10 protein-coding genes are annotated in these 13,222 nt (G+C 74.6%); 2 read left to right on the top strand and 8 right to left on the bottom strand.

The features are described 5' to 3' along the window. Window positions 1–185 precede the first annotated feature (185 nt). Both ACFYSC_RS21175 and ACFYSC_RS21170 read left to right on the top strand, forming a co-directional pair. On the top strand, window positions 186–791 hold the full coding sequence (locus ACFYSC_RS21175; protein WP_389964106.1) for a phosphoribosylanthranilate isomerase: 606 nt from the start codon (window positions 186–188) through the stop codon (window positions 789–791). Window positions 792–933: 142 nt separating this feature from the next. Next, window positions 934–2,610, top strand: coding sequence for a penicillin-binding transpeptidase domain-containing protein (locus ACFYSC_RS21170; protein WP_389964103.1), 1,677 nt, complete (start codon window positions 934–936; stop codon window positions 2,608–2,610). Between the two features lie 25 nt (window positions 2,611–2,635). Here the strand turns inward: ACFYSC_RS21170 and ACFYSC_RS21165 are convergent, their stop codons facing one another. From ACFYSC_RS21165 to ACFYSC_RS21130, 8 genes are all read right to left on the bottom strand, one after another. After that, complete coding sequence (locus tag ACFYSC_RS21165) at window positions 2,636–3,253, bottom strand: hypothetical protein (protein ID WP_389964100.1); 618 nt, start codon at window positions 3,251–3,253, stop codon at window positions 2,636–2,638. Window positions 3,254–3,255: 2 nt separating this feature from the next. Continuing rightward, window positions 3,256–3,822 (bottom strand): RNA polymerase sigma factor, encoded by a 567-nt coding sequence (locus ACFYSC_RS21160; protein ID WP_389964097.1) that lies wholly within the window; start codon window positions 3,820–3,822, stop codon window positions 3,256–3,258. A 149-nt stretch (window positions 3,823–3,971) separates the two neighbouring features. Beyond that, complete coding sequence (locus tag ACFYSC_RS21155; protein WP_389964094.1) at window positions 3,972–5,093, bottom strand: hypothetical protein; 1,122 nt, start codon at window positions 5,091–5,093, stop codon at window positions 3,972–3,974. Between the two features lie 147 nt (window positions 5,094–5,240). Further along, complete coding sequence (locus ACFYSC_RS21150; protein ID WP_389964092.1) at window positions 5,241–6,677, bottom strand: MBOAT family O-acyltransferase; 1,437 nt, start codon at window positions 6,675–6,677, stop codon at window positions 5,241–5,243. 405 nt (window positions 6,678–7,082) lie between these two features. Further along, window positions 7,083–9,338: a tetratricopeptide repeat protein gene (locus tag ACFYSC_RS21145; protein ID WP_389964089.1), complete on the bottom strand. Its 2,256-nt coding sequence runs from the start codon at window positions 9,336–9,338 to the stop codon at window positions 7,083–7,085. Between the two features lie 50 nt (window positions 9,339–9,388). Next, window positions 9,389–11,140, bottom strand: coding sequence for an ABC transporter permease subunit (locus tag ACFYSC_RS21140; protein ID WP_389964086.1), 1,752 nt, complete (start codon window positions 11,138–11,140; stop codon window positions 9,389–9,391). Continuing rightward, window positions 11,137–12,420: a hypothetical protein gene (locus tag ACFYSC_RS21135; protein WP_389964083.1), complete on the bottom strand. Its 1,284-nt coding sequence runs from the start codon at window positions 12,418–12,420 to the stop codon at window positions 11,137–11,139. Before ACFYSC_RS21135 ends, ACFYSC_RS21140 begins: the two co-directional genes overlap by 4 nt. Then, window positions 12,410–13,072, bottom strand: coding sequence for a hypothetical protein (locus tag ACFYSC_RS21130; RefSeq protein ID WP_389964080.1), 663 nt, complete (start codon window positions 13,070–13,072; stop codon window positions 12,410–12,412). Before ACFYSC_RS21130 ends, ACFYSC_RS21135 begins: the two co-directional genes overlap by 11 nt. Window positions 13,073–13,222: the final 150 nt, after the last annotated feature.

The following is a 13,222-nucleotide window of genomic DNA, read 5'->3' as shown; positions in this document are numbered from 1 at the left end:
CGGACATCACGGCTCCGGCTTCCCGGCCCTGGGAGCCGCCCCCCACGCACCGGGCCGCCCACGGCTCCCGGCTCCGCCCCTGCCGGCCGGGCGGAGTCTCCGGGACGTCGTCGCGGCCGGCCCGGCTCCGCTGCTCCTCGCCGCCGGAACGGGAGACCCGGGGCCCGTGCACTAGGGTGCCGAGGGTGTACGTGAAGATCTGCGGGCTGCGTGAGCCCGGGCATGTGGCGGCCGCCGTCGAGGCGGGTGCGGACGCGGTCGGCTTCGTCCTCACCAGGAGTCCCCGGCGGATCACCCCCGCCCTGGCGCGGGAGCTGGCCGCGGCGGTGCCGTCGCACGTGCTGACCGTGGCGGTCTTCGCCGGGGAGACCCCGGACGAGGTGCGGGCCGCCGTACTGGAGACGGGGGTGCGCGCCGTACAGCTGCACGGCGACCACCCGCGTGGGGACTTCGCCGCGCTGCGGGATCTCGGGCTCATCCTGGTCCGCGCCGGGTCGGCGAGCGCCGACCCGCACTGCGGCGCCCTCGGAGAGGACCTGCTCATCGTGGACGCGCCCAGGCCCGGCTCCGGGGAGCCGTGGGACTGGGCCGCGGTGCGCGGACGCCCCACCGGCCGGTGGATGCTGGCCGGCGGCCTGGACCCGGCGAACGTGGCCGAGGCGATCGACGCCGCCCGGCCGTGGGGGGTGGACGTGTCGAGCGGGGTGGAGACCGCGCCCGGGACGAAGGACACCGGGCTCATCCGCGCGTTCGTCGCCGCCGCCCGCGGAGCCGCCGCCCCCGCGCGCTGACCCCGCGCGCTGACCCCGCGCGGACCGCGTCGGCCCCGCGCGCCGGGCCGGATTCGGGGGAGAACGCCCGTTTCATAGATGTGCGGGTGGCCCGGGGAGATCGCCGGTGATATACACCCCTGGAAACCCCAGGGGGTGAGGCATGCGCAGGAAACGGCTCCTGGCACTGATCGGCACGGCGGTGACGATCGTCGTCGTCAGCGTGTACGGCCTGCTGACCGCGCCGGACGCCGGGCGGGCCTCCCCCACGCGGACGCCGGATCGGACGAGGGAGATCACCCTCACCGACGAGGAGCCGCCGGTGGGGGAGCCGCAGGCCGGGGAGCCGCAGGCCCACGCGCCCACCGGGCCGCCCTCGTCGCCCACCCCGGTCCCCGCGGCCCCCGCCCCCTCCACGCCCTCCGCCCCGGCCACCCCCGAGGAGGCGGCGGCTCGGTACGTCGAGGCGTGGCAGAACGGGAACCTGACCGCGATGACCGCCCTGGTCGCCGACCCTCCGGCGGACCTCACCGCGCGGCACCTGGACTTCGATCGCGACCTGCGGGTCTCCTCGCTGTCCCTCACCCTCGGTGAGGCGCTGCGCGAGGACGCGACGACGGCCGAGTTCGCCTTCCACGGGGTCCGGCAGGTGGAGGGCTTCGACGAGCCCTGGCAGTTCGCCTCGGTGCTCCGCCTGACGCGGCGGGACGACGCCTGGAAGGTGCTGTGGACCCCCGAGACGATGCATCCGTCCCTCAGGGACGGCGGCTCCGTCCAGCGCACCGAGACCGCCTTCCGCCGGCCCGCCACCCTCACCCGGGAGGGTGAGCCGTTCCCCAGGCGCAGCAGGGCCGACCATTACGTCCTCGGGCTGGAGGGCACGGTGACGGTCCCCGCCCTGCTGGAGCGGCCCTCGGGCCGCGAGCTGCTGGCCGCCCCGGTGCCCCCGCAGGACGGCAGCCGCAGCACGATCTCCCGGCCGGTGCAGGCCGCCGCGGCCCGTGCCCTGGACGGCGTCGGCCAGCCCGCCGCGATCGTGGCCCTCGACGTTCGGAGCCGTCAGGTGCTCGCGGTGGCGGACACCCTGGACGAGGGCCAGGCGGCCTTCACCGGCCTCTACCCGCCCGGTTCGACCTTCAAGATCGTCACAGCCGCCGCGCTGCTGCGCACCGGCGTCGTCCCGGACGCGCCGCTGCCGTGCCCGGCGGTCTACACCGTCCCCAACGGCAAGACCTTCACCAACGACGGCGGCGCCGACCACGGTACGGTGACCCTCACCGCGGCCTTCGCGTTCTCCTGCAACACGACGTTCGCCCAGCAGACCTACGAGCGGCTGGGCGGTGGGCGGCTGTCCGCCGAGGCCGCCGACCGGTTCGGCTTCCGGGTCAAGCCCGGCCTGAGCGCGTGCCGGATCGGCCGGGGAGAGACCGAGACACCGGACGAGCTCACCACCGACGCCATCGGCCAGAACTCGGTGCTGGCCAGCCCGCTGTGCATGGCGGAGGTCGCCGCCGCCGCGGCGAGCGGCGTGTGGCAGCCCGCCGTCATGACGGATCGGCCGGCCCCCGGCCTGCCCGCCGCCGTCCCGCTGGGCGACGGCGTGGCCGCCGAGCTGCGCGCGATGATGACGTCCGTGGTCACCGAGGGCACCGCCGCGCGGGCCGGCCTGCCCCCGGGCACCGCCGGCAAGACGGGCACCGCCGAGGTGGGTGACGGGGCGTCACACGCCTGGTTCGTCGGCTACCGCGACTCGGTGGCCTTCGCGGTGTTCGTCCGGCACGGCGGAGGCGGCGGCGCGGTGGCCGCGCCCATCGCCGCCCGGTTCCTCAAGGCGCTCTGACCGTGACGGGGCCGCCGCGGCCTTCTCAGTGAACCTCCTTGACGGGCACGCACCGCTTCACGGGCGTGCCCGCCCGGGCCAGCCAGGCTCCGAGCAGCCAGGGCACCCGCGCGTCCCGGTTGTCGCGGAACTCCACCACGAGCGTCTCACCCGGCCTGATGTTCCGCGGGAAGATCCGGATCGTCCGTACGGAGGTCACCCGGATGGCGGCGAACGAGCGCGATCCGGTCACGAGCGAACGCAGCTCGTCCCTTCCGGAGGCGGCCGGTCCGTCGTAGGTACGGTCCACACCGACGAACCGGGGGGTCGCGCACAGCGTGCCCGGGGCCAGGAACGTCACGTCCGCCCTGACGCCGGCCGCGCCCAGCCTGGCCTGCAGCCCGGCGGGGTCGCGCAGCTCGTTGACGAGCACCCCGATCGTGCCGTCCGGACTCGTCGTCACCGCGTAGGCGGGGGTCCCGGTTCCGAAGATCAACGGTATGACGGCGAGCGCCGCCGCGACACCGGCCATGACCGGCAGCCAGCGAGCGGCGGCGACGCGCCGCCGGGGGCGCATCCCGTCGAGCAGCCGCCGCCGTGCGCCGGCGAGTTCCTCCGGGGTGGCCGGTGGGACGGCCTGCCACATGCCCTTCAGCGCGTCCATCGTCATTCTCCTTGTCCGTCCAGGGCCCGGCGGATCCGGAGGCGGGCCCGGTTGAGCCGGGAGGCGACGGTTCCCGGCGGGATGGCGAGCGCGTCGGCCACCTCCTGGTAGCTCAGCTCGGCCCACGCGACGAGCAGCAGCACGTCGCGATCGGCCTGCGCGAGATCCAGCAGGGCCCTCGCCAGCGGCCGGTTGACGGCCAGGGTGTTGACCCCGTCCTCCACCGGCAGGCCCGACACCTCGGCCGGGTGCACGCCGCTGCGGACGTAGGCGCGGTAGAGGCTCAGCTCGGTGCGCCGCCGCCTGCCGATGACGTTGGAGGCGATGCCGTACAGCCACGGCCGGGCGCTGGAACGGCTCCGGTCGTAGCCCTCCCGGTGCTGGAAGGCGGCCAGGAAGGTGTCGGCCACGACGTCCTCCGCCTCGCTGGGGCCCAGGCGTCTGGCCGCGTAGCGGTGCAGGAGCGGCGCGTGCCGGTCGAACAGGATGGCGAAGGTCTCGGGTTCGTTCAGCGATCTCTCGATGAGGGTCGCGTCATCGACCTCGACGACTTCGAGGGGGATCGTCATGCATGCCGGCCTTTCTCGGCGTATGCGGTCACCTGTACTTACCGTGCCGCGCCGGAATGCTTCACGGGACGGCCGGGGCCCGTGTCCGGCGCACGCCGGGTCCGCCCCGGCGGGGGACCGGGCGGGGGACCGGGCGGGGGAGCGGGTGTTCAGAGCGCCCGCTCCAGGGCGGCGAGCACGGCGTCGTCCAGCATCTCGGCGCGGCCGCCCACGAGGTGGCGTTCCACGATCTCCAGCACCACCGTCTCGCTCCGGGCGACCTCGGCCGCGACGCGGTCCGGCCCCGTCGTGGCGGGCGCGTCGCTGCGCAGGTAGGTGACGTCGGCGAAGTACGGCAGCACCCACGGCAGCGAGTTGCGGGTGAAGGAGTCCCCGATGAGCAGGGTCCGGGGCCGGAACAGCGGCGCCCGGTCCGAGGCGTTGACCGTGGCGAACGACACGGGCAGCTCCCGGTCGTCCTGCCGGACCCGCCGCACGCCGTCCCGGACCAGCCGCCACCGGTCGACGGTCTCCTCGACGGGGATGCCCAGCAGCCCGCCCAGGTCGCCGCTTCGCGGCGCCCGCCCCTCCTTCACCAGCCGGGTGTCCCGGGACAGGCCGGGCTGGAGCGCCCGGGCCAGCTCCGCGCCGTACAGGCCGGCGGAACGCTCGTTCCAGTGGCTGTCGGTCCGCCAGTACGCCGGTGTGCCGGACTCTCGCTGCGCCCGCTCCAGCGGCTCCCGGAGATCCACGTGACCGGGCGGGTCCGCCGCCCGCAGCGCCGCCCAGAACTCCCGCTTGCGCTCCCGGAGGCAGTCCCGGCCGGGGAAGCGCTCCGGCAGCCTGCCGGGGCTGACCGTGGTCTTGTCGGGGGCCACGGTGAACACGAACCGCCTGCCGGATCTCCGCACGATCCCGGCCAGGCGGCGCAGGCGGTCCAGGGTCTCCGCGACGGGCCGGTGCGGCCGGCACGCCTCTCGCACGTCGTCGCCGAAGTAGAGCCAGCCGTCGCGCCCCTCGATCACCCGGGGGTAGTCCGCGGCGTCCGCCGTGCCGTACGACGGCGCCTCCCCGAACAGGAACTCCGACAGGGCGGCGTTGCCGCCGACCGCGTACCGCCGGAGCGGCAGGTGGGCCGTCACCCACGCCTCCACGTCCGGAACGGCCTCCCAGCCGCGTGCCAGGACCGGGAACTCCGGCAGCCTCCGGTTCTCGATCTCCACGGCCCGGTCGCCCGCGGCGAAGGCCAGGGCGGGCCCGCCGAAGAACAGCACCGCGGCCAGCAACGTCATCGGCCGCCGTACCTTCGGCCACCGTGTCACCGGCCGCCGTGTCACCGGCCGCCGTCCTGCCGGACGGCGTTCCCCGGCTGCGGAGGACGCCGGTCCGGTTCGTGCAGCGATCATCGGTGTCTCCTCACCCGGGACTCGCCGGAACCGTCAGAAGCGGTAGTACAGGAAGGGGCTGAAGGTGCCGGCGGCGACGAGCGCCGCCGCGTAGGGGGCGGCCACCCACGTCACCACGGTGCGTGCCGGCCGTACCAGCCGTCCCCGCCCCGCCTGGAGCAGCGGACCGAGCGCGGGCGAGGCCGGCAGCGCCACCACGGCCAGAGCCAGCGCGAAGACGGCCATCCGCTGGTGGCCGGCGGCGAACGCGACGAACTCGTCGAGCTCGCCCGGCCGCCAGGTGAACATCGCCCCCAGCATGTCCCACGCCCCGGCCATGCTCTCCGCGCGGAAGAACACCCAGCCGACCACCACCAGCAGCAGGGTCGCGCCGCGGCGCAGCACCAGGGCGCAGACGCCCCCCGGCGGGCGGTCCCAGCCGAGCAGCCGTTCGGCCACCAGCAGGGCGCCGTGGTACAGCCCCCACACCAGGAAGGTCCAGTCGGCGCCGTGCCAGAAGCCGCAGAGCACGAAGACGACCAGCAGGTTGCGGTGGGTCCTCGGTGCGCCGCCGCGGTTGCCGCCCAGCGGGATGTAGACGTAGTCGCGGAACCAGCGCGACAGCGACATGTGCCAGCGCCGCCAGAAGTCGGTGACGGAGTACGCCGAGTACGGCCGGTCGAAGTTCTCCGGAAGCCGGAACCCGAACATCAGGCCCAGCCCCACGGCCATGTCCGAGTAGCCGGAGAAGTCGAAGTAGATCTGCAGGGCGTAGGCCGACGCGCCCAGCCACGCCGTCGCGGTGTTGAGGGGGCCGCCGGCGTGCGCGAACGCCGCATCCGCGACGGCGGCGAGCGAGTCGGCGACGACCACCTTCTTGGCCAGGCCCAGGGCGAAGCGGGGAAAACCCTCGGCGAGGTCGCCGAGGCGGTCCCGGGGGACCTCGCCGAGCTGTCCGGCGATCTCGTGGTAACGGACGATCGGCCCGGCGACGAGCTGGGGGAACATCGCGATGTAGGTGACGAACCGGACGGGGCTCCGCTGCGCGGGCGTGCTGCCTCGGTAGACGTCCACCACGTACGAGAGATGGTGGAAGGTGAAGAACGATATCCCGATCGGCAGGGCCAGGGTCACGACCGGGCTGTGACCCAGCCCCAGCGCGCCCGCCAGCGCGTCGACCTGGGCGGTGGCGAAGCCGGCGTACTTCCACACCGCGAGCACCGCCACATTCCATCCGGCGGCGGCCAGCAGCACACCGCGCCGGGCCCGGGGACGGTCCCGCAGCCGCGCCCCGCCGAGCGCGAGGCCGGCCCCGTAGTTGACGGCGATGGCCGACAGCAGCAGCGGGGTGTGCGCTCCGGCGCCCCAGGCGTAGAAGAACAGGCTGGCCACGGCCACCACCGCGTTGCGGTGGCGCGGCGGGAGCAGCAGGTGGGCCAGCAGCGTGGCCGGCATGAAGAACCACAGGAACAGGGGGGAGGCGAACGACATCGGCGTCCAGACGGCTTCCGGCTCTCGTCGCGACGCCCGTCAGCCCCCGGCCCGCCGCCGGGGACACGTCCCGGGCCGCCGCCGCGCTCCGGCGGACTTCTCCGATGCGGCCGGTGCGGTGGCCTGCCGTACGGCCTTCAGCGCGTCCATCGTCGTTCTCCTCGCCTGGTCGGGGTACGGCGGGTCCGGAGGCGGACCCGTCCGGGTGGTCACCCCTACTTGCCGCGCCGGGCCGGAATGTTTCACGGCCGGCCGGAAAAAGCCTCACCCGGCGCCGCGGGCTCCTCCGTCCCCGCCGGTGTTCGCGGGCCCCTCCGCCGCCGGTGGCGGTCCTTCGCCGGAGGAGAGCCGGTGCGGCGGACCGGCTCCCTCCCGGGAACGGGACGGCGGGCGCTCCGGGCCCTCTCAGGGGCCGGACGGCAGCTCCTTCAGCAGCCTGCGGATCTCGGTCACCTGGAGCGGCTCGGAGATCCCGTCCCACGGCGCCAGCGCGGCCAGCCCCGCCCCGCGCCGCTCGGGCGCGCTCGCGGGGTCGAGCCAGGCGAGGTACAGGTTCGCCAGCGCGGTGATGATCCCGGTCTTCGGCAGCCGCGGCAGCGCCGAGCACAGCAGTTCCACGGCCTCCTCGTGGTGCGTCCTCCGGAGCGCCGCCGCCCGGTGCACCTGGCAGCGGAGCCGGCCGAGCTCGTCGCCGGCCCGTTCGTACAGCTCGGCGGCCTTCGCCCAGCCCTCCAGAGCCTCGTCATTCTGGCCCTGGTACCAGTGGACGAGCGCCAGGTTGTTCCAGACATGCGCCTCGAAGTGGGCGTAACCCGCGGCCTTGGCGTCGCCGAGGGCCCGGATGAGCAGGTGGCCCGCGCCCTCGTACAGGTACCGGGCCTCCTCCTCCCGCCCCTGGAAGTCGAAGGTCTGTCCCCAGCGCAAGTACAGGACGGCGTTGTTGTGCTTCCGGATGGCGTGGCCGACGGTGTCCCCGCCGGGAAGCGCCTGGCCGTACCGCACCATCGGCGACTCCACCGTGACGTACTCGTCGCCCCTGGCCAGCAGTCTCAGCCCTTCCGCATGGTGCATCCGGGCGGGGCGGGACTCCAGGTCCGGCAGCAGTCTCTCGGCCTCGCGGAAGTGCTTCTCGGCGGCGTCGTGATCACTGCGCATCAGGGCGATCAGGCACAACCGCAGCTCGGCGTCGGCGTGGACCGCCACGTCCTTCAGGGACTTCGCCGCATTCGACAGGGCCAGGGCGGTCTCCTGCCTCTCCTCGACACGCTGCTCGAGGGTGAACCACACGTCCAGGGCGTCCGCGATCCGCCACAGAGGGTCGCCCAGGTCGGGCCGGAGAGCCTTCGGCCACGGGAAGCCGCTCCCATGCCGATCCGGCCGGTACTCCCGCAGCATCTGCAGCAGCGTCCTGTCCTCCAGGGCGAACCAGTCGCGGGCGTCCTCGTCCGGCAACCGTTCGGCGAAGAAGACGGCCCGGTCGGCGAGGTGCTCGGCCAGACGCCGCCACGCCTTCGCCTCCCGGCCGTCCGGCCTCCGTACGGCCGGCCGGGCGGAGGCCGTCACCCGGAACCGCGACTCCCGCACCTTCTCCACCAGGCCGTACCGGCACAGCTCCTCCATGGCCTGCCCGGCGTCGCGTTCCGGCCCACCGGTGAGCGCGACGATCTCGTCGATGCCGAGCTCGGCGACCGGCGCGTGCGCCAGCAGCGCCAGCAGCCGCCGCACCGCCGCGTCCATCCGCGCCATCTGCATGCTGAACAGCCGTTGAAGGCCGAGGTCGTGGGCCCCCTGCCTCTTCAGGTCGGCCACCAGGGCGGCGATCGGGACCTTGGGATTCTCGTCGAGCCAGCGGCCGACTCCGATCACGACCTGGGGCATGCCCAGGAACTGGCCCGCCAGCTCCCGCAACGACTCGGGGTCGGCGTCGCTCCGTTCGGCGGAGGCCTGCGAGCGCAGCAGTTCCACGACGGCGGCGGTGTCCAGGAGGTCGATCTGGACGATCGCCACGTCCCCGAGGGACGGATACCTCACGTCCTCGTCGAGGGCGCCCGCGACGATGATCGTTCCTTTCGGCATGTTCTGTGGCAGCCAGCTGACCTGGCTCCACAGGGAGACGTTGTCCAGGAGCAGCAGCAGGCGGCCGGGGTCCCCCAGGGCGGCGGCGACCTCCTGCGCCGCAGTCTCCAGGTTCGTCGCCGCCCGCAACGGGCGGCCGAGCGCGCGCAGCACGCGCTCGGCCACGCTCCGCGTGCTCTCCGGCCGGTTCCGGTCCTGTCCCCGCAGGTCCACGTAGTACTGGTGTTCGGGGTCGCACCGGGGCTCGGCGCCGGACACCAGGTCCCATCCCGCGGCGAGGGCCACGGCGCTGGTGCCGGCCCCGGCCATGCCCCGCACCAGGACCATCCGGTGCTTCCCGGCCTGGGCGGTCACCTCGGCGACCTCCTCGTCCCGCCCGAACAGCGGATCGACCGGCTTGGGGAGGCCCCGGGTCTGCCTGGGGGGCGGGGGGAGCTCGCGCCGGCGCAGCCGCCGCACGCCGGTCACCACGCCGTACAGCAGCATCCCCCCGCCGAGCGCGCCCCACTGCGGGACCGCGTCCAGGAAGTTGTTGAAGAAGATCTCGACGATGGTGGCTCCTCCGAACCACCCGATGAACTCCATCACCCTGTCCGCGGATTCCCTGTCCCGGGGGCGTCGTGCCCCGCGGGACCTCATCGGCGGATCCCCTGCGTCAGCCCCCGCGCCAGCCACCTGCCCGTCGCCAGCAGCAGCGCCGCCGGAACCGCCGTCATCAGCACCCCCTGCGCCGCGAGCTCCCCGGCCGAGGTCGTGAAATATCGTGACGCCTGCAGCATGGTCAGCGGCGCCTGGTCGGCGGCCGGCCAGTTGAGCAGCAGGCTGACCACCATGTCGTTCCACACCAGCACGAACGACAGCACCGCCACCGCCGCCACGGCGGGGGCGCCGTCCCGCACCACCCGGGTCATCGCCGAGCGGCCGTCGGCGAAGCGGTCCAGCGTCGCCGGCCGCGGCACCGACATGAACGCGTTGCGCAGCAGCAGCACCCCCAGGGGCAGCAGCAGCGCGGCGTGCACCAGGCTGAGGACGAACGTGCTGCCCAGCGACCCGCCCAGCGCCCTGCCCAGCGGCGCGGCCAGCGCCTGCGGCGGCAGTACGGCCAGCACGACCGCCGCCGCGGTGACGGCCCGCCGCGCGCGGCGGGGGAGGGCCTCGTGCGTCAGCGCGTAGGCGGCCGACACCGCCGCCGGCACGACGAGGAAGGCGGTCAGCAGCCCGCGCTGCGCCGTGGCCCACAGCGCCTCCGCGAAGAAGCCGCCGTCGAACGCCTCGCCGTACGAGCCGAGCCCGTAGCCGCCGGTCCACCACCCGGAGGTGGCCGCGGCGTCCGGTGACCGGAACGAGGTGAGCAGCAGGACCACGAAGGGGAACGCCCAGAGCGCGGTGACCGCCCCCGCCGCCACCCGTCGCGGCCACCGGGCGGTCGCCGCCCGCCGCGTCCGGCGGGCGGCCGGCCCGACCTGGAACGGCTGCCGCCACGGACGCTCGGCCCCGGGCAGGTCATGGCGCAGCCGCCACAGCACGGCCAGCGCCACCGCGACGGCCGTCACGGTCAGCAGGACCGCCAGCGCCGCCGCCCGCCCGTCCCCGAGGACGGTACGGCGACGCCACCACAGCAGCCCGGCGACGTCCACCTCCGGCTGGACCGAGCCCGGCGCCCCCACCAGGACCAGCTCGAACACCCGGGCGGCGGCGGTGAGGACGATCAGCAGCGCCACCGCGGCCGTGGGGAACAGCGCGGGCGCCGCCACGGTGCGCAGGAGTCGCAGCGGCCCCGCGCCGAAGGCCCCGGCCACCCGCAGCAGGTCCCGGGGAAGGTTGGCCAGGCCCACGTGGAAGACCAGGAACGCCAGCCCCGTCCACTGCCAGACGAACGCCAGGCCCAGGACCAGCCAGATCCAGCCGGGGCCGGTGAAGAGCACCGGCTCGGGCAGCAGGGCGTTCACCGAGCCCAGCCCGGGATCGGGCGCGAAGATCATCCGGAAGGTCACGCCCGCGGTCAGCGGAGACGTCACCACAGGCAGCGTCAGCGCGGCCAGCAACAGCCTGCGCAGGCGCGGCCCCACACCCCGGGCGAGCCAGGCCAGGCCCAGCCCGAGCGCGCAGACCACCGGCGCGAGCACCAGCCAGACGGCGTTGTTCAGCAGAGCCGTCCGGACCTGCGCGTCGTTCACGACGTCCAGGTAGGCCCGCGGGCCGCCGTTCCCGGTGAGGCTCGTCACCACGGTCGCGGCCAGCGGGACGAGCAGGCCGGCGACCACCAGCCCGACGGCGGGCAGCAGCCGCCGCCACGCCTCCCACCGCCCGCGGCCCGGTGACTTCGCCGGCGCGCGCATGTCGTAGTACGGGGCCACCTCGAAGAGGAAGGCGTCTTCGCGGCTCATGATCCTCCACTCCGCCAGGCCGCCGCCTCCACCGCCGCGGCGTGCGCGGCCCGCGCGGCCTCCTCGGCGCCCCGGCCGCCGACGGCGACCGCGGCGAACAGGTCGGTCAGGACGCGCCAGAGGCCCTGGCCGTCCCCGCCGGCCAGGGCGCCGCCGAGCCGGTCCGACAGGTCGAACGCGATCGATCGTCCGGGCGTCCCGGCGCCGGCCTCCGAGGGCGCGGCGAGCTCGCGGAGCTCGTGCGCCAGCGGCCGCACCGGCGCGGGGTAGTCACGGTCGCGCAGCCCGGCGCCGAGGGACAGGAACCCCCCGGCGCCGGCCCAGGCGGCCAGCGGCCCGCGCATCTCCCCTCCGGTGAGCCGCGCCACGAACCGCCTGCCCCGCTCCCCGGAGGAGGCCAGCGCCACCACGGCGTCCCCGCCGGCCAGCACGGGCGGTCGTTCTCCGCCCGCGGGCCAGGGGAAACGGAACCAGCGGGCCTCGCGGCCCGGGACGCGGTAGCGGTCGATGACCGGCCAGGCGAAGTCGGGGCCGGCGACCATGTCGGCGCGGCCGTACCGGAAGACGTCGAGGATCGCGTCGTGGAACTGGGTGACCAGGGCCCGCCGCCCCCCGCCGGGGACCAGGCCGGGGACGGACCACAGCTCCGCCAGCCGGGCGAACGCCTGCGCCACCCGCTCGTCCCCCCAGTCAGCCGGGTCCAGCAGGTGCAGCCTGCCGTACAGGTCGGGGGCGACCCCGAGGAGGACGTTCTCGAACCAGTCGGTGAGCGCCCACCCGTCGGCGGCGGGCACGGAGAGCGGGGGGCGGCCCGAGGCCGCGCGGGCCCGGCACAGCTCCAGCCACGCCTCCCACGAGGCGGGCGATGTCTCCACGGACTCCGGCCGGTACCACACGAGCGACTTGTGGGCGACCTTGAACCAGACCCCCTTGACCCGCCCGTCGTCCGCGCAGCGCACCAGGTCCCGCCAGAACGGCGGGTCCTGCGAGACGAGCGGTTGCAGCCGGGCGCAGATCTCCGGGTCGCCGATCAGGCCGGGCTGCGGCACGATCGCCACGTCGGGGGTCGCCGCCGGGGCCACCGGTTCGCGCAGCAGCGCCGCGATGTCGTTGCCCGCCGAGTAGACGGTCACCGGCTCGCCCTCCAGGACCCGGCGGAAGCGGGCCAGCTCCCAGCCGCTCCACACCACCGCGACCCGCAGTGGCCGTTCGGCGGAGCAGCCGGTGAGCCCGGCCGCGGCCAGCCCCGACAGCGCGGCCAGGGCCCGTCTACGGTTCATCCGCATCGACGACCTCCCAGCGGGCCGAGGGGCTGCCCAGCGTCTCGATCCGGTCGCCCTCGTCGCCGACCACCAGGACCGGAAGGTGGGGGAAGGCGGCCAGGCTCCTGCCCACCACGGAATGGCAGGGCGGCCGGCCGTCGCGGTCCTCCACCAGCACCGCGTTCGGCCTCCTCCAGTGGCACATCGCGCGGGCGAACGCCACCCAGAGCCTCTGGTCCGCCGACAGGTCGTACGGCCGGCGGTCGAGCGGTACGTCCAGGTCGAGCCGGTCGGTGATGAAACGCACCTGTCCTCGTAGGAAATCCTTTCCGTACCGGTATCCTTTTCCGTCGCGGCCGTGCAGCCCGAAAACGATGTTCTGCTCGACCGTCAGATGGGGCAGCAGTCCGCCCCCGGCCGGAACCAGCGCGATTCCGCGTTCCCGCGAGGGCAACGAGGTGACCTCCTCCCTCCCGCTCAGTATCCGGCCCCGGACCGGCCACGCCCTGCCCAGCAGCACGTCGGCGAAGGCGTCCGCGGCATCGGCGTCCTCGGCCAGCACGACCCCGACCCGCCCCGCCGCGACCGACAGGCGGTCCGGCTTCAGGGCGCAGATCCTTCCTCCGTGCTCCCAGGAAAGACCGTCCAGCTGAAGCGGCCGTCCTGTCACGAATTCATCAGCTCCATATGTCGGCGGGGATGCTTACTTCTATAACGCACCGGAATGGAAATCCGAAAGGCTGCCGGAGAATCTGCAGGAAATTCCTTTTCGGGCCTGCAAAATATGCGGAATCGGTCTTTCTGTGGGGTCGTACGAGCA

The sequence above is a fragment of the Streptosporangium sp. NPDC004379 genome (assembly GCF_042873875.1).
GTDB lineage: Bacteria > Actinomycetota > Actinomycetes > Streptosporangiales > Streptosporangiaceae > Streptosporangium.
Note: the sequence above shows the minus strand (reverse complement) of the source record. Positions and strands in the feature narration are given on the sequence as shown.

Excerpts from the sequence above, each read along its gene's own strand:
- ACFYSC_RS21165 (WP_389964100.1), bottom strand. The coding sequence starts at position 3,253 with ATGGACGCGCTGAAGGGCATGTGGCAGGCCGTCCCACCGGCCACCCCG.
- ACFYSC_RS21145 (WP_389964089.1), bottom strand. The coding sequence starts at position 9,338 with ATGGAGTTCATCGGGTGGTTCGGAGGAGCCACCATCGTCGAGATCTTC.
- ACFYSC_RS21150 (WP_389964092.1), bottom strand. The coding sequence starts at position 6,677 with ATGTCGTTCGCCTCCCCCCTGTTCCTGTGGTTCTTCATGCCGGCCACG.
- ACFYSC_RS21140 (WP_389964086.1), bottom strand. The coding sequence starts at position 11,140 with ATGAGCCGCGAAGACGCCTTCCTCTTCGAGGTGGCCCCGTACTACGAC.
- ACFYSC_RS21155 (WP_389964094.1), bottom strand. The coding sequence starts at position 5,093 with ATGACGTTGCTGGCCGCGGTGCTGTTCTTCGGCGGGCCCGCCCTGGCC.
- ACFYSC_RS21170 (WP_389964103.1), top strand. The coding sequence starts at position 934 with ATGCGCAGGAAACGGCTCCTGGCACTGATCGGCACGGCGGTGACGATC.
- ACFYSC_RS21160 (WP_389964097.1), bottom strand. The coding sequence starts at position 3,822 with ATGACGATCCCCCTCGAAGTCGTCGAGGTCGATGACGCGACCCTCATC.
- ACFYSC_RS21135 (WP_389964083.1), bottom strand. The coding sequence starts at position 12,420 with ATGAACCGTAGACGGGCCCTGGCCGCGCTGTCGGGGCTGGCCGCGGCC.